This is a genomic window from Burkholderia sp. SR8, assembly GCF_052851275.1.
Genome location: NZ_JAULUC010000016.1, coordinates 73191 through 98473, shown reverse-complemented (window position 1 = coordinate 98473; position 25283 = coordinate 73191). Strand labels below are relative to the sequence as shown.

Here is a 25283-nt window from a genome sequence, read left to right as displayed (position 1 = left end):
GCGCGCGGCGGGCGCGGCCGTCAGACCGTCGTGTCGATGATGCCCGGGATCTTCACGTCCGGGTTCACGTCCGCGTCGTAGTCGACGCCGGCGATCTCGAAGCCGAACAGGCGCAGGAACTCGGTCTTGTAGCCCGCGAAGTCGGTCATCTCGTACAGGTTCTCGTTCGTGACCTTGTCCCACATCGCGACGACCTGGTCCTGCACCTGCGGATCGAGCTCCTTGTAGTCCGCGCGCAGACGGCCTTCTTCGTCGATGTGCGGCGTCGCGCCGTACAGGCTGTCCTTCAGCAGCCCGTAGACCTGCTCGATGCAGCCTTCGTGCGTGCCCTTTTCCTTCATCACCTTGAACAGCAGCGACAGGTACAGCGGCATCATCGGAATCGCCGAGCTCGCCTGCGTGACGACGGCCTTCAGCACCGACACGCGCGCATCGCCGCCGTGCGCGGCCAGCTTGTCGCGGATCGACAGCACCTTCTTGTCGAGATCCTTCTTCGCTTCGCCGATCGAGCCGTTCCAGTAGATGTCGTGCGTGATCTGTTCGCCGAGATACGTGAATGCGGTCGTCTTCGCGCCGTCGGCGAGCACGCCGGCTTCGTCGAGCGCATCGATCCACATCTGCCAGTCCTCGCCGCCCATCACCGCGACGGTGCCGTCGATCTCTTCCTGCGTCGCCGGCTCGAGCGACACTTCGCGGATCACTTCCTTGTCGGTGTCGAGGCCGCGGAACGTGACCGACTTGCCGACCGGCTTCAGCGTCGAGCTGATCGTTTCGCCGGTCTTCGGATGCGTGCGGCGCGGCGCCGCGAGGCTGTAGACGACCAGGTCGACCTTGCCGAGATCCTGCTTGATGGTGTCGATCGCGATCTGCTTGACCTTGTCGGAGAACGCGTCGCCGTTGATGCTGCGCGCATAGAGCCCCTTTTCGGCGGCGAATTTCTCGAACGCGGCGCTGTTGTACCAGCCGGCCGTGCCCGGCTTCGTTTCGCTGCCGGCACGCTCGAAGAACACGCCGAGCGTGTCCGCGCCCGAGCCGAATGCGGCCGAGATCCGGGCGGCGAGGCCGTAGCCGGTCGACGCGCCGATCACGAGCACCTTCTTCGGGCCGTTGGCGATCGGGCCGTGCGAAGTCACGTAGTCGATCTGTTCCTTGACGTTGGCTTCGCAGCCGACCGGATGAGTCGTCACGCAGATGAAGCCACGCACGCGCGGTTTGATGATCATGGAAACCTCAGTCTAATCAGAAAGGCGGAGACGGCCTGAAATCGGAAAAATCCCGCGCATTGTAATGGAAGCCGGCACGCGCGGCGGGAAAGGCGCTGCGTCGCGGGCGGCGCGGACCATCGTGATCGGCGGGGTGCCGGTTGAACGCAAGCCGGCAAGCTGCGACGCGCGCGGATATTTCTCTCTTGACAGAAATAACTGAAAAAACTAAATTTCCCGACATGGAACTCACACCGATTGCCGAACGATTCATCCTCCACTGGGGCGAAATGGGCTCGCGATGGGGCGTCAACCGCACCGTCTCGCAGATCCACGCGCTGCTGTACCTGGCCGGGCGGCCGGTCGCGGCCGACGAGATCGCCGAGACGCTCAACGTCGCGCGCTCCAACGTCAGCACCAGCCTGAAGGAGCTGCAGGCGTGGCGGCTCGCGAAGGTCGTGCACGTGCTGGGCGATCGCCGCGACCACTTCGAGACGTCGACCGACATCTGGGAGCTGTTCAAGCTGATCGTCGAAGGGCGGCGGCAGCGCGAGATCGAGCCCACCCTCACGGTGCTGCGCGATTGCCTGACGAGTCCCGAGATCGCCGACGAGAGCCGCGAGACCGAACAGCGGATCCGCGACACGCTGCAGTTCGTCGAGACGCTCACGACATGGTCCGACGAGATGCTGCGGCTGAAGCCCGACACGCTGATGAAGGCGCTCGGCATCGGCGCGAAGATCAGTCAGACGGTCAGGCGCAAGTCGTCGAAGTAGACGGCGCCGGAAGTGCGGGCACGCAGCCCGCTTTTTTTGAAGGTTTGATTTCTGTCATTACAGAAATAACTGTACGAAGAGGTCGGAGATGAACACGGTCCTGCGGTCGATTCGCCGGCATCCCGCATCGCGGAGGGCGGCATGAACGTCCTCGTCTGCGGCGCGAACGGCTTCATCGGGCGGGCGCTGAGCGCGCGGCTGGAGGCTGCTGGCCATCGCGTGCTGCGCGGCGTGCGCGATGCGGTCGGCCCGGACGACGTCGCGATCGACTTCGCGAACGATATTGATCCCGACGCATGGCTGGCGCGGCTGGAAGGTGTCGACGTCGTGATCAATGCGGTCGGGATCCTCACGGACCGGCGCGATGCGCGGCTCGACACCGTGCATCGGGCGGCGCCGTGCGCGCTTTTTGCCGCGTGCTGCCGCGCCGGTGTGCGGCGCGTGATCCAGATTTCGGCGCTGGGCGTCGAGCGCGGCGACACGCCGTATTTCGCGAGCAAGCTCGCCGCCGACACGTTCCTGCAGACGCTGCCGATCGATTACCGGATCGTGCGTCCGGCGCTCGTCTACGGGACGTCCGGCGCATCGGCACGGTTCTTCCGGATGCTCGCGAGCCTGCCGGTGCACATGTTGCCCGCGGGCGGCCGTCAACGGCTGCGTCCGGTGCATGTCGACGATCTCGCGGAACTCGTCGCGCGGCTCGTCGATTCGCCGGCGGCCGGCAGCCCGGTCATCGATGCGGTCGGCGCCGACGAAGTCGAGTACCGCGAGATGCTGAGCGTCTATCGCGCCGCGCTCGGCTTCCCGCCGGCGGCACGCATCGCGCTACCGGGCCCGCTGGTCGGCGCGGCGGCCGCGCTGCTCGGCATGCTGCCGGGCGCGATGCTGACCCGCGACACGTGGACGATGCTGCGCGGCGGCAACACCGGCGATCCGGCGGCGCTCTCGGCGGTGGTCGGCCGTCCGCCGCGCGGGCTGCGGGATTTCATCGGCGCGGGCGCAGGCGCAGCCGCGCTGCGCCACGATGCGCTCGCGATGTGGCGGCGGCCGCTGCTGCTCGGCGCGCTCGGGATCGTGTGGATCTGGACGGCCGTCGTCAGCGCGTTCATCCATCCGCAGCGCGACAGTCTTGCGATGCTCGCCCGCGCGCATCTGACGGGGCTGCCCGCGCTGATCGCGCTCTATGCGGCATGCGCGCTCGACTTCGCGTTCGGCGTCGCGACCGTTGCCGCGCCGTCCCGGCGCCTGTGGGCAGCGCAAGCCGTGCTGATCGTCGCGTATTCGGCCGTCATCGCGGTCACGATGCCCGGCCTGCTCGCCGAGCCGTTCGGCCCGGTGCTCAAGAACGTGCCGATTCTCGCGATCCTGTTGATCCTGTTTTCAGAAGAAGAACACGCATGAACACCTATCTCGTGATCAAGACGCTGCACATCCTGTCGTCGGTGCTGATGGTCGGCACCGGCTTCGGCACCGCGTTCTACCTGTACTTCGCGAACCGCACGCGCTCGGTGCCGGCGATTGCCGCAGTGTCGCGCCTCGTGGTGCGCGCGGACTGGTGGTTCACGACGCCGGCCGTGCTGTTCCAGCCCGCGTCCGGGCTGTGGCTCGCGCATACGGCCGGGTGGCCGTGGGATACGCCGTGGCTCGTCGCGTCGGTCGTGCTGTACGCGATCGCGGGCGCGTGCTGGCTGCCGGTCGTATGGCTGCAGATCGAGCTGGCTGCAATGGCGAAGCTCGCGCATGCGAACGGCGATGCCGCGCTGCCGGCGCGCTACTGGCGCTATGCGAAGCGTTGGGAGCTGCTCGGCTATCCGGCGTTCTTTGCGATGCTGACCGTCTATTTCCTGATGGTGCTCAAGCCGATGTGAGCGGCACGGCGGGGCCTGAATACCGCTTTCGCGTGCAGGCGCTGTCGATTCCCGCGAGCTCGTGTATAAATCGACGTGACCGCGTTCGGGCCGTGTCGTGCGCCCCGAACGCTCCGCATCCGACCTCACAAGGAGCCCGCATGCTGCACGTCCTCGGCAAGATCCCGTCCATCAACGTCCGCAAGGTGCTGTGGCTGTGCACCGAACTCAACCTGCCGTTCGAACAGGAAGACTGGGGCGCGGGCTTTCGCGCCACCAACGACCCCGCCTATCTCGCGCTGAATCCGAACGGTCTCGTGCCGGTCGTCAAGGACGACGACTTCGTGCTGTGGGAGTCGAACACGATCATCCGCTATCTCGCGAACCGCTACGGCGGCGACGCACTGTATCCGGCCGAGCCGCAGGCGCGCGCGCGGGTCGATCAGTGGATCGACTGGCAGGCGTCGGACCTGAACCGCGCGTGGGTCGGCGCGTTCCTCGGCCTCGTGCGCAAGTCGCCCGATCATCAGGATCCGGCGGCAATCGCGCAGTCGATTGCGGGCTGGACCAAGCACATGCAGGTGCTGAACGCGCAACTGGAGGCGACCGACGCGTACGTGGCCGGCGACCGCTTCACGCTCGCCGACATTCCGATCGGCCTGTCGGTGAACCGCTGGTTCGGCACGCCGTTCGAGCATCCGGATTTCCCGGCGGTGAAGCGCTACATCGACCGGCTCGCGACGCGCGAAGGGTTCAGGCAGTACGCGGGCAGCGCGAATCCGTAACGCGCCGGACGCGATGCGCGGCGCGGCGGCGCAACGACGGCCGCCGCGCCGTGGCCATCATTTGACGGCAGCCGGCACGGCCTCGAGCACGTGCGCGAGAAACGCCTCGTGATTCCACGCGGATTCCGGCCGCGACAGCCCGAGCCGCACGACCACCAGCTCGCGGCTCGGCACCACGCTCACGAACTGGCCTTCGTGGCCGACCGCATGAAACGCGTCGGCGGGCAGCGGGCTCGTGTGCGCATCGCGGTCGTTGAACGGCTCCGGCACCTTCACCCACAAATGCGCGCCGAATTCTTGCCGCGTCGACAGCGGCGTCACGCGCGTCAGGTAGCGCACCCAGCCTTCCGGCAACAGCCGCTGCCCGTTCCACACCCCGTCCTGCAGCAGAAGCTGGCCGAAGCGCGCCCAGTCGCGCGCGCTCGCATACATGAACGACGCGCTGCCGAGCGTGCCGGCCGCATCGGGCTCGAACACCGCGCTGCGCATCCCGAGCGGCGCGAACAGCGCACGGCGCGGAAATTCGAGGTAGTCGGCTTCGGTGCCGCCCATCGCCACGCGCATCACGCGGGCGACGATCGCGCTCGTGCCGCTCGAATATGCCCACTGCGTGCCGGGTGCCGCGGCGAGCGATTTGGCCGACGCGAAGCGCGCGGTATCGGGCTGCGTGAACAGCATTACGGCGACGTCGGACAGCGGGTCGTCGTAGTCCTCGTTGAATTGCAGGCCGCTCGTCATCCGCAGCAGTTCGTCGAGCGTGATCGCTGCGCGCGGGTCGGCGTGTCCGCGCCATTCGGGCAGCAGCGCCGACGCGTCCGGCGCCAGCTTGTGTTGCGCGACGAGCATGCCGGCCAGCGCGGCCGTCACGGTCTTCGTCATCGACCAGCCGGGCAGCGGCGTGTCGGCCGTGAAGCCGGGCGCATAGCGTTCCGCGATGACCTGGCCGCGCCACATCACGACGACCGCCCGTGTGCGCCGCGGCCGCGCCGGATCGGGCTCGTCGAATGCGCGATCGAGCGCGGTCTGCAGCTTGTGCGTGTCGATGCCGGCGGGCGGGGCGGTCAGCGCGACGGGCATCGCCTGTACGGCCGGCGGCTCGGCGACGGGCGGGAGCGCGGCCGGCAGCACGCCGGGCGACGGCCCGAGCGCGAGCGTGCAGCCGAGCCCGGGCCGGAAGTCCGCTTCGCGTTGCGCGAAACCGGCAAAGGTCGCGACCGCGCGATGATGGTCGGGATCGATCGACGGCCGCACCAGTTTCAGCAGCGGATGCACGCCGGCCATGATGTCGACGTCGATCACCGACGCGGCCGGCCGGCCCGACACGAATACGCCCGAACACAGCGCCTTCGCGGCATAGCCGGTCGCGATCGGCGCGAGCCGCGACAGCATGTACCCGGTGTAGCCGAGCGCGGCAACGAGCGCGACTGCGGCACCGCGCAGAATCAGCGATTTGAAGGGGATCGTCATGCGCGAGCGTCCTCGGTGGCGTGCCGGCCGGCAACGATCCGGCAGTGTCGCAGGTTCGGGCAAGCGCTGGCAATCGCGGGGAAGGGCGACGTCGGGCGGCATCGGCCATGCCGCATGTTGCCCGGCGTGTGCGAATCGCATGTGTCGATCGCGCAGGTTCGAACGGGCCGCACGCGGCCCGTTCGCGCGAAGCGTCATCGCGCGTTGTTGTTGTCCAGACGCAGGGTCCAGACCGTCGCGGTATTCGTGTTGTCGTCGACCGCCGCGAATTGCGGCTGGCCTGCGCTGCCTTGTCCGAACGCAAGGCCGAATGCTGCTCCAGGCACGATGTCGACCTGCATCTGCGCGACGAAGCGTCCGTCGACCGTGAATTCGACGATCTCGCTCGGCTGCTTCGGGTCGGCGTTCACCGCGTCGCCGTTCGCGGTCACCAGATGACCGTTCGGCGCGAGGGCCAGCGCGAGCGGGCCGTGCAGGTGTACCGGGTCGAAGTAGATCATCCGTCCGACACCGCCGTCGCGAGTCGTCGATGCAGCGTTGTGGATCGCGAACACCGCGTTGTTGCCGGTGGACGCGACGTACAGCACATCGAGATTTGGATCGTACGCGAGGCCGGTCGGGCCGACGACGAGCGCATTGGGATCGGTCCGGTTCACGTAACCCGACGCGATGATGCGCGAGCCCGGCAGCATCGTGACGCCGTCGTTGCCGATCGCCAGCTCGATCCGCGCGACCGTTCCGTTCAGCACGTTCGACACGAACGCAGTGACGCGCGAGCCGCGATCGATCACGGTCATGTCCCACGGACCGTCGAGCAGCGTGTTGCTCGACAATTGCGTGACGAGATGGCCTTGCGGCCCGATGACGAGCAGCGAACCGGGGGCGACCACCGTCTTGCCGTCCGGTGCCGGGACGTTGCCCACCAGTACGAAGCCGCTGCGCAGCACCGCGAGCGCGGTCGTCAGGCCGACGTTGCTGCCCTGGAAGAACGTCGCCGGCGCATTGCCGGGCGACAGCTTCACGATCGTCGTGCCGGTACCCTGCGCGTTCGATGCCGCGTTGAAGTTCGACACGACGACGTCGCCCGGTTTCAGCGTGCTCCACGACGGCACGCCGCGCGGCACGAATGCGATGCCGTACGGATTGATGTCGCCGTTGGCGGGCACGGTCGACGCGGTGACCGATGAAGGCGGCAGGATGACGTCGCTGCCGCCGGCCCACGCGAAAGCCGACGACAATGCGAGCAGCCCGGCGCCGCAAGCCGCTCGACATAGCGTGCGCGCCAGCGTGCGACCGGCGTGGGCAAGGAGCGGCGGGTGAGCGGCGAACACGGGCGCGGCGGGGGAACGACAGGAAGGGAGCGGGTCCATGGCATGACTCCGGTTGATGATCGCAAGCAGTCATCCGGGCTGCCGGCCAGCGCAACCGACGGGTGCCTGGCGCGGGTTCGCGATTCGGCAATGCGACACCGCGCTCGGAGTAAACGGATCGCGACGGCCGGATATTCCGTCCGCTGAGCAGCGTGGCGGGCGAGCCCGCGCGCATTGTTCACTGCGACGGCGACACGCGCTGACAAGTTGAACTCCTGGCCGCCGTCGGCCGATAATCGTCCGGCATCGTTCCTCCCAGTCAAACCGCAATCGGAAACATCGGAAAACGCCATGTCCTACGACGACAACAACCCGTTCGCGAGAATCCTGCGCGGCGAACTCCCGTGCGTGAAGGTCGCCGAAGACGACGCGACCCTCGCGATCATGGACCTGATGCCGCAGGCCGACGGCCACGTGCTCGTGATCCCGAAGGAGCCGGCCGCGCAGATCTTCGAGCTGTCCGGCGATGCGGCCGCGGCCGGCATCCGCATGACGCAGCGCGTCGCGGCGGCCGTGCGCGCGGCGCTCGTGCCGGACGGCGTGTTCATCGGCCAGTTCAACGGCGCGGCGGCCGGGCAGACGGTCCCGCACGTGCATTTCCACGTGATTCCGCGCTGGGAGGGCGTCGAGCTGCGGATGCACGCGCGCGACGTCGCCGACGCGACCACGCTCGAAGCGGTCGCGCAACGTATCCGCGCGCACTTCGTGTAACGCGTGCATGGCGCGCGATGCGGCGTGGCGGCGGTGCAGTTGCGCCGCCGGGCCGGGCGTGCCCGTTTCGGCGGTCACGCCTGGTAACACGTGTAACCGCTCGCGAAACGCGTTCCGGCTGGCCCGGCGCTAGACTCCGCGCATTGCTTCATCGAGCGACAGGAAGGGCGGATCGCACCTTCGTGCCGGCCGCCGCAGGTTGCGGCGGCACGGCGTTCGCGAGGTGTCGTGTGTCCTCTTCGCCGGGAATCGAGCCATGTACAAAGTCCTCATCACGTTCGCGCTGATCGCCGGCCTGTCCGGCTGTTACGTCGCGCCGCCGTACGGCTACGCGCCCGCACCGGTCTACTACGGCTATGCGCCCGCGTATTACGCACCGCCGGTCAGTGTCGGGATCGGCGGCAACTTCCGCATCCGCTAATTCTGCGGCGGGCACAGGCCGCCGCCACTTCCCTGCCTTGCACGACGACGCGCGCCGCCTGACGGCGCGCGCGCGCGTATTGCTCGCCCGGCTTCCTATACTTCACGGGAAAGCTCACCCGGCGAGGCAACCATGGCCGTGACGCGCAAGGTCGCAATCGTGTCGAGCGTCTCCACGCTCGTCTATCTCGGGCTCGCCGTGCTCGGCAGCGGCGGGTTCGCCGCGTTCTTCTCGCATCCGCCACTGATCGCGATCGCCATCGCGACGCTCGCGCTCGGCGTCGCCGCACTGTTTACCGAAGGCAACCTGAGCACCGGCGAACGCGAGAACCGCGACAATCGCTGGGTGCTCGCGGCCTTTGCAGCGAGCGGATTCCTGCTCGCTTATCTGCCCGCGCTGACCGACCGGCTAGGCGTGTGGACCTTCGGCGGCGACACGGTGCGCTGGACCGGCGTCGTGCTGTACGTCGCCGGCGGCGTGTTGCGCATCTGGCCGGTGTTCGTGCTCGGCAAGCGCTTCAGCGGGCTCGTCGCGATCCAGCCGGGCCACACGCTGGTGACGGACGGCATCTATCGAAGAATCCGCAACCCGAGCTATCTCGGCCTCGTCGTCAACGCGACGGGCTGGGCGCTGGCGTTCCGCTCGGGCGTCGGGCTGCTGCTCGTCGTGCTGACGATGGTGCCGCTCGTCGCGCGCATCCGTTCGGAGGAAGCGCTGCTGCGCGCGCAGTTCGGCGCCGAATACGACGCGTACTGCGCGCGTTCGTGGCGGCTCGTTCCCGGTGTGTACTGACCCTCTGGCATTCACGACAGGCGCGGCGGGTCGCGGCCGGTTCGCATCGCACGCCCGATGTGTTGCCACGTGTGTCCGAACCGGCATAACCGGCGCTTCGGGCTTCGCCATTAAATGGGGGTATATCGCCGCGGGGGCCCGGCTGGCGGCCTTCCCCGGCGATTTCGGCAAGCTTTTCCGGTCGCGTTCGGGTAAACAACTTGTTACCAGAATGTCGGCAGCACGGACGCTCGACCGGTGCTATTCTTCGCCGCAAGCTCATTGAAATGAATTGGTCCGGGATTCGGCACAATGCCGACATCGACGTCGATCGATTCAGATCGTCGTAACGAGCGGACCTTCAATAACCAGATTGCGAACAAGGAAGAATACGGGAATGTGGAAGAAAATCGCCCCCGCTCTCGTCGTCGCCGCGTTGACCGGCGCGACCGCACTGCCGGCAATGGCCGGTGACCTGAACAACGCGCTCGGCGGCGCGCTCGGCGGGGTTGCCGGCGCAGCGGTCGGCGGCGCGGTCGGCGGCAGCACGGGCTCCGTCATCGGCGGCGCGATCGGCGGCGGCGCAGGCGGCGCAGTGACGTCGAACCGTCGCGAACGCACCGGCGCAATCATCGGCGGCGCCCTCGGCGGCGGCGCGGGTACCGCGGCCGGCAACGCAATGGGCGGCCGTACGGGCGGCCTGCTGGGCGCGGCCGTCGGCGGCGGCGCGGGTGCGGCGCTGGGCGGCAACATGTCGCGCAGCTCGTACGAGCGCGATCACGGCGATCGCGGCTACCGTCACCGCAAGCATCGCCATCACCGCGACTGGGACTGATCGCCGCGGGCGCGGCCCGGTGCGCAACTCGCGCACCGGCGCGCCCGACGCGTAGGCACCCGATCCGGCACACGGCCCGGCGGCTTCAGCCGGGCCGCCATCGACAGCAAGCCCGGCCGTTTTCACCGCTTTACACGAGTTCATCCGCAGCCCCGCTCGACGGGTTGGCACGCTCCCTCCCGCTGTACCTTTTCCGCTCCAGACTCCATCGCCGGTTGCATTGACATGCACTCGGGCAGCGTGGGCCAATGCCAGTCGATACCGTTGATCGCGGCGCGTCGATCGAGCACGGCCCGAGCAGATCGCACGATACGCACGCAGCGGGTCTTCACGCGTGCTTGGCGACGATCCGAGCCCTTTCCCGTCGGCACGACCGGTCGATCGCGACCTGCATGCGCATCGTCGATCGAGTTGCCGCACACGGGTCCCGCAAGCCCCCGCACGCCGTTCGTTGATCAGGATTTCCCTGACGGGACGACCATCCGCGACTAGCGTCCGCCGGCCATCGCGGGCGGCGGCAGGTAGTGCGAAATCGAATGGATGTCATCGCAACATTTAATTGGTCGATCGGGATCGACTTCGCTATCGTCAACGCTGCCCGCGTACGGAATCGAACCCTGCCGTCCCCCGTGCCCCGCCGCATCACCTCCAGTGTCCGCGGCCCGGCCGCCGGACCCACAGGCATCGGCCGCGCCGCCCGCTGAACCGGACGGACCCGTCGCGAAGCCTGGCCGACCGAACGAAGGCGCCTGCGCCTTCAAGCCACCCCGGCAACGATGTCCCGCCGCCGCATGCGCGCCCCACGCGCATGCCGCGCCTGCCGTTGCGACCCGGGGCCGGACCAACCCCATTGCCTGGATGCTTTATGTCTAAGACAACGTATTACGCGCCGCATGGCGGCCACCCGCCGCAGACCGATCTGCTGACCGATCGCGCGATGTTCACCGAGGCGTACGCGGTCATTCCGAAGGGAGTGATGCGCGACATCGTCACGAGCTGGCTGCCGTTCTGGACGAACACGCGCCTGTGGGTGATCGCGCGTCCGCTGTCGGGTTTCGCGGAAACCTTCTCGCAGTACATCGTCGAAGTGAATCCGGGCGGCGGCAGCGACAAGCCGGAGCAGGACAAGAACGCCGAAGCCGTGCTGTTCGTCGTCGAAGGCGAGGCCGAGCTGACGCTGCAAGGCAAGAAGCACACGCTGAAGCCGGGCGGCTACGCATTCATTCCGCCGGGCGCAGACTGGACGCTGCACAACGTCAGCGATGCCGCCGTGCGCTTCCACTGGATCCGCAAGCACTACCAGGTCGTCGACGGCATTCCGCTGCCGGAAGCGTTCGTGACGAACGAGCAGGACGTCGAGCCGATCCCGATGCCGGGCACCAACGGCGCATGGGTGACGACGCGCTTCGTCGACATGAGCGACATGCGTCACGACATGCACGTGAACATCGTGACGTTCGAGCCGGGCGGCGTGATCCCGTTCGCCGAGACGCACGTGATGGAGCACGGGCTGTACGTGCTCGAAGGCAAGGCCGTCTATCGCCTGAACCAGGACTGGGTCGAGGTGGAAGCGGGCGACTTCATGTGGCTGCGCGCGTTCTGCCCGCAGGCATGCTATTCGGGTGGCCCTGGCCGCTTCCGTTACCTGCTGTACAAGGACGTGAACCGTCACATGAACCTGACGCTGAATCCGGCGCGCTGAGCGTCGCGAGCGCTGGGTACCAAAAACCGCCGGTGCATGCCGGCGGTTTTTTTATTGGCGAGGCGGGTTGATGCGGTTCAAAGAGGTCGCCGTGGCGGCGTGCGGCGCGCGCTACCCGCTACGGGCTACTCGCCGAGCGCGGCGGCGGCCAGCATCGCGACCTCGAGCCGCGTATCGGGCGGCGATTCGTCTTCCATCAGCCAGATCGCCGACAAGCCGGCCCACGCGAGAATCCACCGCAGCAGCCGGTGCCGCTCGAGCTGCGCGACCTCGGCAACGAGCGCGACGCGCCGTTCGAAGCGGACAGGATCGACCGCGATGTCGTGCGCGGGATTGCAGAACAGGTTCGCGTAGTCGAACGCGCGGTCGCCGCGCAAACCCTTCGGGTCGATCGCCAGCCAGCCGCGATCGCCGAAATGCAGCACGTTGCCGTGATGAATGTCGCCGTGCAGCACGACTTCGTCGGCGGCCGCTGCGGCCAGCAGCCGGCGCGCGGTCGCGGCCGAGCGGCGCAGCACGTCGTCGTCCGCGTCGTGCGACAGCAGCGCATAGAACCAGTCGTGCAACGGCACGAGCGCGGGCGGGGCCGGCGCGCGATGCGCATGCAGCCGCGCGACCGCGTCGCACGCGATCCGGATCGCATCGTCGTCGTGACCGGCCGCGGACAGGCCGCCGAGCGTCGGCGCCGGCTGCGCGCGCTCCAGCAGCACCGCGTCGCTGTCGTGCCGCCACACGCGTGCGGCGCCGTTCCCGTTCCACCAGGTCATCAGCGCATTGCCGCGGCGCTCTTCGTCGCAGGTCGCGACCTTCAGCATCGCCGGCCGCGCGCGCCACACGACCGGCAGCACGCCGCCGCTCGCGGTGAGGATCGGGCCGCCGTCGGGAACGAGATCCCACAGGCGCAGGTACGTGTCGAACATGCTGACGATGGTACAGGCGAACCGGCTCATCCGCAGCGCGGCTCCATCGACGCCGCTGGCGTGTGTGAATTCCTTTCCTAAAGAAAATTTAGCCGGCCAAACTTTGACTAAAGAATGTTCCGGTATCCCGGCATCCCTTCGACAATGCGCGCCTTCCGCGATCGACGGGCGGCTCTTCAGCGCTCGTCGGTCGCCGCATCGAAGAAGGAGCCTGCATGACCGATCACACCGCCAACCCGCCGCCGCCACCACCACCGCCGGCCCCGCCGCCGGCATCGCCGCGCCGCCGCGGCTGGCGCATATTCGCGGGTGCGCTGCTCGGCCTGACGCTCGCGTGCGCGGGCATCGGCGCATGGACGATCCAGCGGATCTGGACGCAATTGCCGTCCGTCGAACATCTGGCGGTCTACCGTCCCGCGCTGCCGCTGCGGATTTTCTCGCGCGACGGCGAACTGCTCGCCGAGTACGGCGTCGAGCGCCGCGAGTTCGTGCCGCTCGAACGCATTCCGCTGCTGATGCGGCATGCGCTGCTCGCGGCCGAGGATGCGAAGTTCTACCGGCACGGCGCGGTCGATATCGGCGGCCTCGCGCGCGCGACGTTCGCGAACGTCGTGACCGGGCAGCCGGGGCAGGGCGGCAGCACGATCACGATGCAGGTCGCGCGCAACTTCTACCTGACGCGCGACAAGGTGCTGAGCCGCAAGCTCGCCGAGATCCTGATGGCGATCAAGCTCGAACGCGAATACGGCAAGGACAAGCTGCTCGAGCTGTACATGAACCAGATCTATCTCGGCGAGCGCGCGTACGGCTTCGCGGCCGCCGCAAACGTGTATTTCGGCAAGCCGCTCGATGCGTTGAGCGCCGGCGAGGCAGCTGTGCTCGCCGGGCTGCCGAAGGCGCCGTCCGCGTTCAACCCGGTCGTGAATCCGGCGCGCGCGACCGCGCGGCGCAACTACGTGCTCGGCCGCATGCATGCGCTCGGCGAGCTCGACGATGCGACCTACCGCGCGGCGGCCGATGCGCCGATCGCACTGGCAACCACGCCGCCGCCCGGCATCGTCGCCGCGCCGTACGTCGCGGAGCGCGCACGACGGATGATGGTCGAGCGTTTTCACGACGACGCATATACGCTCGGCCTCGACGTGACCACGACGATCTCGATGCGCGACCAGCGCGCGGCCGAGGCGGCGCTTCAGCGCACGCTGCGCCGCCAGCCGGCCGGGCGCGATGCGCGCAACGGCCTCGAAGGCGCGCTCGTGTCGCTGGATGCGGCGACGGGCGACATGCTCGCGCTCGTCGGCGGCGCGGACTTCAACCGCAACGTGTTCGATCACGCACTGCAGGCGTATCGCCAGCCGGGCTCGAGCTTCAAGCCGTTCGTGTATTCGGCTGCGCTGGAGAAGGGCTACTTCCCCGGCGTGCTGGTCGACGACACGCAACGCACGCTCACGCATGCGGAAACCGGCGCGCGGCCGTGGCGTCCGCGCAATTTCGGCAACCGTTACGAGGGCTTCATTCCGGTGCGGCGCGGCCTTGTACGCTCGAAGAACCTCGTCGCGGTCAACCTGATGCAGGCAGCGGACGCACGCTTCGTGCAGCAGCACGCAATGGGCTTCGGCTTCGACGCGCAGCGCAATCCGGCGTCGCTGCCGCTCGCGCTGGGCGCGGGTGCAGTGACGCCGCTCGAACTCGCGAGCGCGTACGGCGTATTCGCGAACGGCGGGGTGCGGATGGTGCCGCGATTGATCCTGTCGGTGAAGCAGCGTCATGGCGGCGCACTGTACGACGGATCGGCGCCGCACGGCACGCGTGTCGTATCGGCGCGCAATGCGTTCGTGATGGACAGCATGCTGCGCGACGTCGTGCGGGCAGGCACCGCGCGCGGCGCGCTCGCGCTGCGGCGTGACGACGCGGCCGGCAAGACCGGTACGTCGAACGGGTCGAAGGACGTATGGTTCGCCGGTTATTCGTCGGGGATCGTTGCGGTCGCGTGGCTCGGCTACGACACGCCGCGTTCGATGGGGCGCGCGACCGGCGCGACGCTCGCGCTGCCGGTCTGGCTCGACTACATGAAGACGGCCCTCGACGGACGCACGCCGGCCGATGCGACGCCGCCGCAGGACGTCGCGCTCGTCGACGGCGATTTCGTGTACGCCGAATACGCGCACGGCGCGTGCACGGCCGACGTGCCGCCGTTCGTCCGCAGCCGTTTCGCGTGCGGCGGTACGCCGACGTCCGATGCGCCCGATGCGCCGGATGCGCACGGCAAGCCCGACGAGCCGATGCCGGCAGCGGTCGACGCGAGCGAGCGCGAACGCGTGCTCGACATGTTCCGGACCGACGACTGACGCGCACGATGCATACGCTTTATCTGATCGCGATCGTCGCGGAAGCGATGTCGGGTGCGTTGATGGGAATGCGGCGCGGGATGGACCGCTTCGGTCTCGCGCTGGTCGGCGCGGTGACCGCGCTCGGCGGCGGCACGGTGCGCGACGTGCTGCTCGGTCACTATCCGCTGGGCTGGATCGCACATCCCGAATATCTGGTGATCACGCTTGCCGCGGCGACCGTCGCTTCGTGGGCCGCGCGGCACGTCGCGCGGATGAAGACGCTGTTCGTGACTGTCGACGCGATCGGGCTCGCGGCGTTCACGATCATCGGATGCGACATCGGCGCATCGACGGGCACCGCGCGGATCATCGTCGTGCTGGCCGGTGCGATCACCGGCGTGTGCGGCGGGATGCTGCGCGATCTGCTGTGCAACGAGATGCCGCTGATCCTGCGCGAGGAACTGTATGCGAGCGTCGCGTTCTTCACGGGTACGCTGTATGTCGGAATGCAGCATCTCGGGATCGACGCCCGGTTCGCAACGGTGGTCGCGCTCGCGGCGGGCTTCGCGATGCGGATGCTGGCCGTGCGGCTCGGGTGGAAGATGCGGACGTTCGGGGTCGCGGATGTTGAACGCTGAGCCGCGCCGCCGACCGGATACGGCGATACGCGCGTGCTACACCGGCACCATGACCGGCGGCGCTCCGTCTCCGGTGTCCACCATCTTCACCGCGAACCCGTAGCACTGCGCGATGTGCGCGGGTGTCATCACATGGTGCGGCGCGCCGTGCGCGATGATCGTGCCGTGAGCGAGCAGCGCGATCGTATCGGCGTGCCGCGCGGCGAGGTTTGGATCGTGGACGATCGCGAGCACGCCGAGCCGCCATTCGCGCGCGACCGTGCGCACGGTATCGAGCAGCCGGTGCTGATGTGCGAGATCGAGTGCGGCAGTCGGCTCGTCGAGCAGCAGATAACGCGGGCCGGTTTCGTGTGCGTCGCCGTCGGGCCACAGTTGCGCGAGTACCCGTGCAAACTGCACGCGGGCGAGTTCGCCGCCCGACAGCGTGGTGACGTCGCGGCCGACGAGTGCGCTGGCGCCTGCGCGTTCGAGCGCCTGCCATGCGATGTCGCGGTCGCGGTCGCGGTGCGCGATCGCGTGGCGCGCGCCGCTGCGCCGCGCATGCGGATAACGGCCGAGCAGCACGATTTCGTCGACGCTGAACGGGAACGCCGGCTGCGCGGCCTGCGGCAGCACGGCGCGCAGGCACGCGAGCCGCCGCGCATCGATGCGCGCGAGCGGTTCGCCGTTCAGTGTGATGGCGCCGGTCACGCGCACGCCGTTCGGCGCGGCGCTGCCGGTCAGTTCGCCGGCCAAGGTCTTCAGCAGCGTGCTCTTGCCCGCGCCGTTGCGGCCGAGCAGCGCAGTCACGCGGCCGGGTTCGATCGACAGCGACAGGTCCCGCAGAACGGCACGATGCCGGCGGGCGACGTCGAGATGATGGGCGGTGAGCATGGTGTGTGAGTGATGGGTCAGCCGCCCAGCGCGCCGCGGCTTTTCCACAGCAGCGCGAGAAAGAACGGCGCGCCAAGCAGCGCGGTGAGGACACCGAGCGGAATCTCGGCGGGTGCGGCGACCGTGCGTGCGGCGAGATCGGCGGCCAGCGTCAACAGCGCGCCGAGCAGCGCGGCGCCGGGCAGCACAATGCGCTGATCGGGGCCGCACGCGAGGCGCACGCAGTGCGGCGCGACGAGTCCGATGAAGCCGATGATCCCTGCGCACGACACGAGCGCGCCGACCGCGAGCGCGACCGCGACGAGCACGCGCCGCTTGAGCCGCTGCACGGGCACGCCGAGATGCATTGCTTCGGTTTCGCCGAGCTGCAATGCGTTCAGCGCATCGCGATCGCGCGCGAGCAGCATGCAGCCGATCGCGACGCACGGCGCGACGCCTGCCAGCGCCGACCATTGCGCGCCGCCGAGGCTGCCGAGACTCCAGAAGGTCAGCGAGCGCAGCTGCGCGTCGTCGGCGATGAACGTGAGCAGTCCGATCGCCGCGCCGACCAGCGCGTTGATCGCGATGCCGGCGAGCAGCAGCAGCGGCAGCGCGAGCCGGCCGTGCGACGCGGCGAGCCGGTAGACGAGCGCCGCAACCGCGAGCGCGCCGGCGAACGCGGCGACAGGCAGCACGGCCGCGGTCACGTGCGCGGCGAACAGTGCCGGGCCGAGCACGATCGTCGTGGTCGCGCCGAGCGCCGCACCGCTCGATACGCCGACGAGCCCGGGATCGGCGAGCGGATTGCGAAACAGCGCCTGCATCGCGGCGCCGGCCGCGCCGAAGCCGCCGCCGACCAGCAGTGCGAGCACGACACGCGGCGCGCGGATATCGAGCAGCACCGCGCGCGCCTGTTGTGCCGCGGGATCGCCTGCAAGCGCGGCCCAGGCTTCGGCGAACGGAATTCGGTATGCGCCTGTGCACAGCGCGACGATGGACATTACGCATCCGAGGATCGCGAGTGCTGCGAGCGCGAACGGCGCAACGCGGCGCGATGTGCCGATACGCGCGGCAGCGGCGGTGGTATCGGCGCCAGCGCTGGCAGCAGTGCCGACACCAGCACCGGCACCGACAGCAGCACCGGCACCGGCAGCAGCACCGGCACCGACAGCAGCACCGGCACCGACAGCAGCACCGGCACCGACAGCAGCACCGGCACCGGCAGCAGCACCGGCACCGACAGCAGCACCGGCACCGACAGCAGCACCGGCACCGGCAGCAGCACCGACACCGGCAGCAGTACCGGCACCGACAGCAGTACCGGCACCGACAGCAGCACCGGCACCGACAGCAGCACCGACACCGACAGCAGCACCGACACCGGCATCAGCACCGACACCGACAGCAACACCGGCACCGGCGCCAGCAGCACCAGCACCGACAGCAGCACCCGCCCAGGAGCCCGGCGACGGCGCATTGAAAGGCGAACCATGAACCCGCATCGGAACGCTCCGGGAATCAGGCGAGCGCATCCGACAGGCGTCGGTGCAGGGTCGTGACGGCGAGCGGCAGGCGCGGGCCGAAGCCGAGCAGGAACAGCGCATCGAGCGACACGACGCGCTGCGCGCGGCCGGCCGGCGTCGCGCCGAAGCCGGGCGCGGCGAGCAGCGCGTCCCGGCCGCCGACGGCCGCGAGCCCTTCATCGGAGATCAGCACGACGTCGGGCGCGGCGGCGGCGAGCGCTTCGGTCGTCAGCGGCTTGTAGTGATCGAAGCCCTGCATCGCATTGCGCGCGCCGACGTAACGGATCATCGCGTCGGCAGCCGTGCGCTGGCCGGCGACGAGCGCCTGGTTGCCGGTATGGTTGAGCACGAACAGCACGCGCGGCGGCTGCGCGCCGCCGCCTGGCACGCGTGCGGCGACCGCATCGCGCGCGGCCTGCCAGTCTCGATCGAAGCGTTGCAGCAGCGCGGCGCCCGCATCACGCGCGTCGAGCGCCTGCGCGACGCCGGTGATCTTCGCGCGCACCGAATCGACGTCGTGGCGTTCGTCGAACGTGGTCACGGCGACGCCCGCATTTTTCACCTGCGCAATCGCGGCAGGCGGGCCGGCTTCGGCCGATGCAAGCACGAGGTCCGGCCGCAGCGACAACAGACCCTCGGCCGACAGCGCACGCTGATAGCCGACCTTCGGCAGGCGCTTCGCCGCGTCCGGATACGTGCAGGTCGTGTCGGTGCCGACGAGCCGGTAGCCGCGCGCGTCGGCGCCGCCGAGTGCGAACGCGGTTTCCGCGAGCGCACCGCCGATCACGACGACGCGCTTCTGTCCGGCCACAGCAGCTCGAGCGGCCTGCGCGAGCACGCGCCCCGACAACGCGCCCGCGAGCGCACAGGCAACGGCGCTCGCCAGCACGACCCGACGTCGCGGCACGAACGATCGCGCGCTCACCGCGCGTCTCCGCGCGCCGCGCACGGCAGCGTCGCGACGAGCGCGCGCCAGTCGTCGCGTTCGGCCTTGCCCGGCTTGCGCTCGCCGAACAGCAGCGCGACGTGGTCGCCCTGCCGGTCGAACAGTTCGAGCGACGTGACGATCCCGTCGCTCGTCGGCTTCTTCACGACCCATGCGGCGGCAATCAGGTCTTCGCGCGCGTGCAGGTTGAAGCCGGGGTCGAGCACGTTGATCCACGCGCCGACTTCGCGCACGTTCGCGACGGGGCCGGTGTGGATCTGGATCATCCCCGCATTGCCGACGAACACCATGATCGGCTGACCGCTGCGCGCGGCCTGCTCGAGCACGTGACGCAGCGCGCGCGTCGCTTCGACCGGATACGCGTAGTGCGGCTCGGCAAGGCGCAGCGCCTGCATTCGGCTTACGCCGAAGCGCTGCGTGATGCCGAAGAACTGGTGCGTGTCGGTCATCGCATCCCACGCGGCGCGAAAACCCGTGACGTCGATCTCCGAGTCCGCGCGCTCGGGCGTCTTCGCTGCGGCGGGCACGACGTCGAGGCCCGGCTCCTGCGACGCTGCGCGCCAGCGTTCGACGAACGCGTCGTACGCGGCGTGGTCGCTGTGCGCGCGCAGGTAGATCTTGTGGATCGCATGACCTTGCGCGTCGAAGAACTGCAGGCTCTTCAGCGGACCGTGCGCGGTCTCGTCGCGTACCGCGAACGCGGACACCCAGTGACGATAGAAGATGCGCAAGTCGATGTCGCCGAGCGCGAGGCCGACCGGGCCGTCGTGGCTCATCTGCGCGTATTCGCCGTCCTTCTCGTGGACGGCCGCATCGTTGCGCGTGAGCGCCATTACGCGGCCGAGACGCGGCATTTCCTCGAACATCGCCGGAAAGCGTGCGTCGAGCCGCACCACGTGCTCGCCGACGAACGCGGCCAGTGCTTCGCCTTCGCTGACGCCGAGCGCCTGCGCGACGTCGCGGTTGCGCAACTGGCGCTCGGCCTTGAGCTTGACGAACGCGTCGCGCAATGCGGTGGCGCGGGCCGGCGTGGCCGGCTGACCGGGCAGGGCGGAATGCATCATGTCGGACTCCTTCGGGTAACGGTTGGGACAGGAACGCGCGATGGCGCGCATCGGAACATCGGAACGCACATCAGAAATCCACCTTCATGCTGACGGCGACGGTGCGGCCGGGCGACGTGTACGCGTCGAGCACCTGCGAATCGGCCGCGATTCCGCGCACGTCCGACCAGTTCCAGTACTTGCGATCGAACAGGTTGCGGATGCCGATCGTCGCGCTCACGTGCTTGTTGAAGCGGTAGCCGCCGCGCAGGTCGACGACGAACGACGACGGCGGCGCGAAGCATGCGTTGTTCGAGCAGTCGGACTTGTCGATGTCGTTGTCGCGTTTGCCGGCCTGGAACAGCAGGTCGGTCTGCACGAACCAGCGTTCGCCCGGCTCGTAACGCACGCCGAACACCGCCGAGAACGGGTTGACCGTGTTCAGCGGCTGGCTCGCGGCGCCGTCGTTCTGCGTCGAGCCTTTGGTGAACGCCATCGCCGTCTTCAGCGTGATGCCGTTCGGCATCACCCATTCGGCGCGGCCTTCGACCCCGTGGATGCGCGCATCGGCGAAGTTCACGTACTGGAAGACGAACGGGTCGGCCGGGCGGCCGCTGCCCGCGATCGTCGTGCGCGAGATGAAGTTGCGGTAGCGGCCGGCGAACGCGCCCGCGCTGTAGCGCACGACGCCGTAGCCGGTGCCGGCCTTGCCGCGCAGGCCCGCTTCGAACGTGTCGCTGGTTTCCGGCTTCAGGTTCGGATTGCCGATCGACGTGTAGCCGTACACCGGATTCGAGAAGCTGCTGTTGACCTGATCGGGCGTGGGCGCGCGGAAGCCGTGCGCGTACTGCACGTACGGAATCAGCGCGGGCGTGATCTCGTACAGCACCGCAACGCGCGGCGACACTTCGTTGGCGCTCGTCGACACGGCCTTGCCGGTGAACAGCGGATCGTGTTCGGTCGGGCTCAGCCGGTACGTGTCGAAGCGCAGCCCCGGCGTGACGAGCAGCCGGCCATAGCCGATCTGGTCCTGCACGAACGCGCCGAACAGCGTGTAGTCGGTATCGGGAAACGCCTTGTTCGGGAATGCCTCGCCGACGCCCGGCACCGTGCCGTCGCGCAGGTTCGTCACGCGCGACAGGCTGCCGTCGACGCCGTATAGCAGCTTGTGCGCAAGCGGGCCGGTCGAGAAGCCGCTTTCGGCGAACGCCGAGCCGCCGAACGTGCGTTCCTTGTACTGGTTGTCGCGCGAGCGCGAAGGTTGCGTGCCGCGCGTCTCGAACGCGTACTGGTCCTGCTTCGCGTCCTGGTAGTAGAGCTGCACGTGCGCGTTCTGGAACCAGCGGAACGCATCGTCGCGGAAGTCGTAGTCGACGCTGAAGCGATTGCGTTCGAGCCGGTCGTACGTCGTGAGGCCGAGCGTGGCCGGCCGGTTGATCGCCGACAGCACGTCGGTGCTCACGCGGCGTTGCACGGTTTCCGCGGTGAACCTGATCGTGTCGCGCGCGGTGGGCGTCAGCACGAGCTTGCCGAGCAGCGATTCCGAATAGACGTCCTGCGGGTTCGACGTCGTGCGCCGCGTGCTCGCCGAGTTGTTGCTGCCGCGCGTGTCGACCTCGTGGCCGCGGCGGCCGTCCGCGATGATCATCGCCTGCACGCGATCGTTGCCGCCGGCGGCCGACACCGTCGCGCCCACGCTGCGATCGGCCGAATCGTAGCTCGGCCGGAACGCGAAGTACGCGGGCTTGCCGTAGATCGACAGCAAATCGCGCGGATCCTTCGTGATGAAGTTCACCGCGCCGGTCAGCCCGTCGCTGCCGTATAGCGCCGATGCCGGGCCGCGCAGGATCTCGATGCGCTCGAGCGTGTCGAGATCCGCGTAGTCGCCGCGGCCGGCTTCGAGCGGCCCGAACGAGAACGCGTTCGGCAGGCGGATCCCGTCTTCCATCAAGAGCACGCGATTGCCCTCGAGCCCGCGGATGTTGATGCTCGAATCGCCGTCGCGGCCGCCGCCGAGCGCGGCGCTGCCCGGCCGGTACGCAGTGCGGCGCACCGTGACGCCCGGCTCGTAGCGCAGCGCCTCCTTGATGTTGGCGGCCTGCTGTTCGTCGAGATCGTCGTCGGTGATCACCGACACCGACGCGGCCGTCCGGCTGGCCGCGGTGGCGGTGCGGGTGGCCGTGATGGTGACGGGATCGAGCAGCGCCGCGTCGCCGCGCGTGGACGCGGCAACGACGACGGTGGAAGGCGGGTTGGCGCCTTGCGGCGACGAATCGGCGTGAGCCGGGGCGGCGGACAGGCCGAACGCGCCGAACAGCGCGGCGCAGATCGGCCGCCGCGCCAGCGGATAGCAATGCACAGGTGGTCTCCCATTGACGATGACTAGCCCGAAGGCTGGCTGGGTGACGCGTTCACCTGGCTGGCCCGTTCGCGCGCGACACGCGGCGAACGGCAAATTCGAACGGCAAATTGAAAGGTAACCGATAACTTTACCAGTCTAAATGAGAATCATTATCAATACAAGAACGAAAGGCGGCATTGCGGACGCGCGCCGTCGGCGCGGATCGGGCGATCCGCGCGGGAAGGACATCGCGGAGAACGGCGGCCGTCAGGCCAGCGATTCGATGCGAATCAGCAGATTGCGTGCATGCGCGATGAACGCGTCGTGCGTCGCGCGATCGCCGTGGCCTTCGAAGCCGGCCTCCTCGGCGAACGCGAGCTGTTCCGCGTAGAGGTCGACCAGCGCGCGCCGCGCGTCGGGCGGCAGCGTGCGGATCATCGAGACGAGCAGCAGTTCCTGCGCGCGCAGCATGCCTGACAGCAATTGGGCGTTCATGCCGACCTCCTCGAACGATGCGGCGGCGGGCCGCTCGTTTCATGGTAGGTGGTTGGCGCGCCGAGCGGAAATCAGCCGGCGGCGGTCGCGGTGCGGGCGTCGCGCACGACCTGCGCGACGCGTTCGACGAACTCGGCGTCGACGCTCGACAGCGCTTCGCGCTTGCCGTCGGGCAGCTCGACCATCAGCCGGTACGTGACGTCCTGCGTGGTCCATGCGAGATAGCCGACGACGGCGAGCATCACGCCGACGACCAGCGCGGCGCTCGATGCGCCGATGCCGCCGGCGACGGCGGTAGCCACGCCGATCAGCGAGATCAGCGACGGCACGAGACGATTCTTCGGGATCTTGACGACGTCGACGTCGCGGATGTCACGCAGCGGGAACACTTGCCCGGCGGCCGACAGGCCGTTGCGCGTGACCGTCACGCCGCGCTCGTTGAATGCGTTTTCCATCGTGTGGTGCGTGGACGAAAACGCGCAGCGTAGCAGACTTCGTTGCCGCGTCAAACGAGACCGAGTGCCGCACGATGCGCGCGGGCCGGGCGCGGCGCAGGAAAGAGGGGAGTCAGAACTGCAGCCGGCCGTCGCCGTACAGGCGGCCCGGCACGTGCGAGGCGACGACTTCGGCGATTTCCTCGTCGGTCGATTCGGCCGGCACGATCTGGCGCCGCGCGGGGGCGTCGAGATGCATCGTCCATTCGACGAGCCGGTACGGGCGGCCCCACGGGCGCTGCATTTCCACCGACACGCGGCAGCTCTGGACGGGAAGCGAATGCTGGCGCGTCAGAATCGCGTGCAGATGGCTGAAAACGGTATCTTCGATCATCTTGGCCTCCGATCCTGTCTTGTGGGCAGTTTGATGGCGGTGCCGTAGTGGGTCTCAAAAAAAAAGCCGCCGATGCTCAGGCGGCCAACAGGGGGGGTGAGAGCATCGTCTCAGCCCAGAATTAAGCGAAACTTAAAAGCCTATAAAAAAGCGCCCCGCGTGGAGCGGGGCGCTGGTTGCCGTCCTGATCCGCGTGAGACGCGGACAGTTAAGCGGATGCTTTAGAACTTGTGACGGATACCGACACGAGCGGCCAGCTGGTTCGACGAACCGTTGCCCGACGTGTTGAAGTAGCTCGTGCTCGAACCGATCTGCGCCTGCACGTTGTTGCCCGATGCCTTCTGGTAGACGACCAGGCCGTACACGTCCGTACGCTTGCTCAGTGCGTAGTCGAGGCCAAGGTTGCCCTGGTTCCAGTGCGCCGAGCTGCCGCTTTGCGTCGCGTTCGTGTACGTGTAGCCCGCTGCTGCCGACAGCGCCGGCGTGATCGCGTACTTCACGCCTGCTTCGTACGCGTTGTAGAACGTGCCCGATGCGCCTGCCGCGATCGGGGTGAACTGCGTGCGCGTCCACAGCAGCCATGCGGTTGCCGGCCCGAAGATGTAGCGGCCGCCGACGCCGTACGTGCGCAGGTCGCGGATGTTCGTCAGCGCGATGTTCGCAATCGACGTCGAGAATGCCGGCGTCGACTGGCTCGGGAAGCGGATGTCCGTGTATGCGGCGCCGAGGGCGAACGGGCCGTTCGCGTAGTTCAGGCCGAAGCTGTATGCACGCGACGAACCGGCCGTCGTCGTGGTGCCCGTCGTCGTCGCCGGTGCGCCGGCGAAGTCGGTCGAGTTCGAGAAGCCGTACAACGCGCCGAACGTGAAGCCGGCGTAGTTCGCGCTCTGGAACTTCACCGCGTTGTTGATGCGGCTCGACGTCAGCTGGTCGATGTCGTTCACGTGGTAAGCGTAGTTACCCGCGACCGTGTTGCCGCCCGTCGAGTAGTTCGAGCCGAGGATGTCGGTCGAGAACGAGTACTGGCGGCCGAACGTGACCGTGCCGTATTGCGCCTGGCTCAGGCCGACATAAGCCTGGCGGCCGAAGATCGCGCCGCCCTGGCCGATCGTGCCGTTACCGCTGTTGAAGCCGTTTTCGAGCACGAAGATCGCCTTCAGGCCGCCACCGAGGTCTTCGGTGCCGCGCAGGCCCCAACGGCTGCCCTGCGCTACGCCGTCGTCGTACTTGAACAGCTTGCCGCTGCCGCCGTTCGCGGTCTTGCTGTGGTTCACGTAGCTGATACCGGCGTCGATCACGCCGTACAGGGTGACGCTGCTTTGTGCGTGCGCCGTGCCGGCCGTTGCTGCGAGGATGGCGATGGTCAACAGTTTCTTGTTCAAAGGATTCTCCGAGCGAATAAATGGCGTGTCCAGTTGCGGTTCCGGCGCTCTCTATGGGCGCTTTCACGGACCGGTCGCAACTTTATCGGCGAGCCACG

25 protein-coding genes are annotated in these 25283 nt (G+C 68.4%); 11 read left to right on the top strand and 14 right to left on the bottom strand.

The genetic code is table 11. The annotated features are described in order from the left end of the window. Positions 1-20: 20 nt before the first annotated feature. Positions 21-1223, bottom strand: a complete 1203-nt coding sequence (fabV, locus tag Q3A80_RS20710) for an enoyl-ACP reductase FabV (RefSeq protein ID WP_446330750.1) — start codon at positions 1221-1223, stop codon at positions 21-23. 221 nt (positions 1224-1444) lie between these two features. Between fabV and Q3A80_RS20705 the strand changes: the two genes are divergently transcribed. The 4 genes from Q3A80_RS20705 (at position 1445) to Q3A80_RS20690 (ending at position 4610) form a co-directional block, all read left to right on the top strand. After that, positions 1445-1978, top strand: a complete 534-nt coding sequence (locus Q3A80_RS20705; protein ID WP_006760784.1) for a GbsR/MarR family transcriptional regulator — start codon at positions 1445-1447, stop codon at positions 1976-1978. Positions 1979-2119: 141 nt separating this feature from the next. Continuing rightward, positions 2120-3379 carry an SDR family oxidoreductase gene (locus tag Q3A80_RS20700; protein WP_446330749.1) on the top strand — a complete coding sequence of 420 codons (1260 nt, stop codon included), beginning with the start codon at positions 2120-2122 and terminating at the stop codon, positions 3377-3379. Next, the gene (locus tag Q3A80_RS20695) at positions 3376-3846 is read left to right on the top strand and encodes a DUF2269 family protein (protein WP_446330748.1); all 471 of its coding nucleotides are present in this window, start codon (positions 3376-3378) and stop codon (positions 3844-3846) included. The genes Q3A80_RS20700 and Q3A80_RS20695 overlap by 4 nt, the downstream gene beginning before the upstream one ends. Positions 3847-3986: 140 nt before the next feature. Continuing rightward, positions 3987-4610 carry a glutathione S-transferase family protein gene (locus tag Q3A80_RS20690; RefSeq protein ID WP_446330747.1) on the top strand — a complete coding sequence of 208 codons (624 nt, stop codon included), beginning with the start codon at positions 3987-3989 and terminating at the stop codon, positions 4608-4610. 57 nt (positions 4611-4667) lie between these two features. Here the strand turns inward: Q3A80_RS20690 and Q3A80_RS20685 are convergent, their stop codons facing one another. After that, entirely contained in the window at positions 4668-6077 is a 1410-nt protein-coding gene (locus tag Q3A80_RS20685) for a serine hydrolase domain-containing protein (RefSeq protein WP_446330746.1), read from the bottom strand. A gap of 194 nt (positions 6078-6271) precedes the next feature. Further along, complete coding sequence (locus tag Q3A80_RS20680; RefSeq protein WP_446330745.1) at positions 6272-7447, bottom strand: hypothetical protein; 1176 nt, start codon at positions 7445-7447, stop codon at positions 6272-6274. Between the two features lie 291 nt (positions 7448-7738). On the opposite strand from Q3A80_RS20680, the gene Q3A80_RS20675 reads away from it, so the two are divergent. The 5 genes from Q3A80_RS20675 to Q3A80_RS20655 all read left to right on the top strand — a co-directional run bounded on the left by Q3A80_RS20675 (position 7739) and on the right by Q3A80_RS20655 (position 11887). Further along, the gene (locus tag Q3A80_RS20675; protein WP_446330744.1) at positions 7739-8158 is read left to right on the top strand and encodes an HIT family protein; all 420 of its coding nucleotides are present in this window, start codon (positions 7739-7741) and stop codon (positions 8156-8158) included. 256 nt (positions 8159-8414) lie between these two features. Beyond that, a complete protein-coding gene (locus Q3A80_RS20670) occupies positions 8415-8579 on the top strand; it encodes a hypothetical protein (RefSeq protein WP_446330743.1) in 165 nt (54 codons plus the stop codon). Positions 8580-8711: 132 nt separating this feature from the next. Next, positions 8712-9371, top strand: a complete 660-nt coding sequence (locus Q3A80_RS20665) for a methyltransferase family protein (RefSeq protein ID WP_446330742.1) — start codon at positions 8712-8714, stop codon at positions 9369-9371. A 376-nt stretch (positions 9372-9747) separates the two neighbouring features. Then, complete coding sequence (locus tag Q3A80_RS20660) at positions 9748-10185, top strand: hypothetical protein (protein WP_059608095.1); 438 nt, start codon at positions 9748-9750, stop codon at positions 10183-10185. A gap of 865 nt (positions 10186-11050) precedes the next feature. Next, positions 11051-11887, top strand: a complete 837-nt coding sequence (locus tag Q3A80_RS20655) for a bifunctional allantoicase/(S)-ureidoglycine aminohydrolase (RefSeq protein ID WP_045205213.1) — start codon at positions 11051-11053, stop codon at positions 11885-11887. Positions 11888-12012: 125 nt separating this feature from the next. Here Q3A80_RS20655 and Q3A80_RS20650 read toward each other — a convergent pair whose 3' ends face one another. Continuing rightward, positions 12013-12807: an aminoglycoside phosphotransferase family protein gene (locus Q3A80_RS20650; RefSeq protein ID WP_446330799.1), complete on the bottom strand. Its 795-nt coding sequence runs from the start codon at positions 12805-12807 to the stop codon at positions 12013-12015. Positions 12808-13022: 215 nt separating this feature from the next. Here Q3A80_RS20650 and Q3A80_RS20645 point away from each other — a divergent pair, with 215 nt between their 5' ends. Further along, complete coding sequence (locus tag Q3A80_RS20645; RefSeq protein ID WP_446330741.1) at positions 13023-15155, top strand: penicillin-binding protein 1A; 2133 nt, start codon at positions 13023-13025, stop codon at positions 15153-15155. Between the two features lie 8 nt (positions 15156-15163). Then, positions 15164-15775: a trimeric intracellular cation channel family protein gene (locus tag Q3A80_RS20640; RefSeq protein ID WP_446330740.1), complete on the top strand. Its 612-nt coding sequence runs from the start codon at positions 15164-15166 to the stop codon at positions 15773-15775. 36 nt (positions 15776-15811) lie between these two features. Here Q3A80_RS20640 and Q3A80_RS20635 read toward each other — a convergent pair whose 3' ends face one another. From Q3A80_RS20635 to Q3A80_RS20590, 10 genes are all read right to left on the bottom strand, one after another. Next, positions 15812-16648 (bottom strand): heme ABC transporter ATP-binding protein, encoded by an 837-nt coding sequence (locus tag Q3A80_RS20635; RefSeq protein WP_446330739.1) that lies wholly within the window; start codon positions 16646-16648, stop codon positions 15812-15814. A 17-nt stretch (positions 16649-16665) separates the two neighbouring features. Beyond that, a complete protein-coding gene (locus Q3A80_RS20630) occupies positions 16666-17691 on the bottom strand; it encodes a FecCD family ABC transporter permease (protein WP_446330798.1) in 1026 nt (341 codons plus the stop codon). Beyond that, entirely contained in the window at positions 17628-18119 is a 492-nt protein-coding gene (locus Q3A80_RS20625) for a hypothetical protein (protein WP_446330800.1), read from the bottom strand. Before Q3A80_RS20625 ends, Q3A80_RS20630 begins: the two co-directional genes overlap by 64 nt. Before the next feature lie 26 nt (positions 18120-18145). Beyond that, entirely contained in the window at positions 18146-19075 is a 930-nt protein-coding gene (locus Q3A80_RS20620) for a heme/hemin ABC transporter substrate-binding protein (RefSeq protein WP_446330738.1), read from the bottom strand. Next, positions 19072-20160 carry a hemin-degrading factor gene (locus Q3A80_RS20615; protein WP_446330737.1) on the bottom strand — a complete coding sequence of 363 codons (1089 nt, stop codon included), beginning with the start codon at positions 20158-20160 and terminating at the stop codon, positions 19072-19074. Before Q3A80_RS20615 ends, Q3A80_RS20620 begins: the two co-directional genes overlap by 4 nt. Positions 20161-20230: 70 nt before the next feature. Continuing rightward, complete coding sequence (locus Q3A80_RS20610) at positions 20231-22498, bottom strand: TonB-dependent hemoglobin/transferrin/lactoferrin family receptor (protein WP_446330736.1); 2268 nt, start codon at positions 22496-22498, stop codon at positions 20231-20233. Between the two features lie 249 nt (positions 22499-22747). After that, on the bottom strand, positions 22748-22975 hold the full coding sequence (locus Q3A80_RS20605; protein WP_446330735.1) for a hypothetical protein: 228 nt from the start codon (positions 22973-22975) through the stop codon (positions 22748-22750). A 71-nt stretch (positions 22976-23046) separates the two neighbouring features. Further along, positions 23047-23430, bottom strand: a complete 384-nt coding sequence (locus Q3A80_RS20600; RefSeq protein ID WP_446330734.1) for a DUF6232 family protein — start codon at positions 23428-23430, stop codon at positions 23047-23049. A gap of 112 nt (positions 23431-23542) precedes the next feature. Then, complete coding sequence (locus Q3A80_RS20595; RefSeq protein WP_059448988.1) at positions 23543-23803, bottom strand: DUF2866 domain-containing protein; 261 nt, start codon at positions 23801-23803, stop codon at positions 23543-23545. A 221-nt stretch (positions 23804-24024) separates the two neighbouring features. Then, positions 24025-25185, bottom strand: a complete 1161-nt coding sequence (locus Q3A80_RS20590) for a porin (RefSeq protein WP_446330733.1) — start codon at positions 25183-25185, stop codon at positions 24025-24027. Positions 25186-25283: the final 98 nt, after the last annotated feature.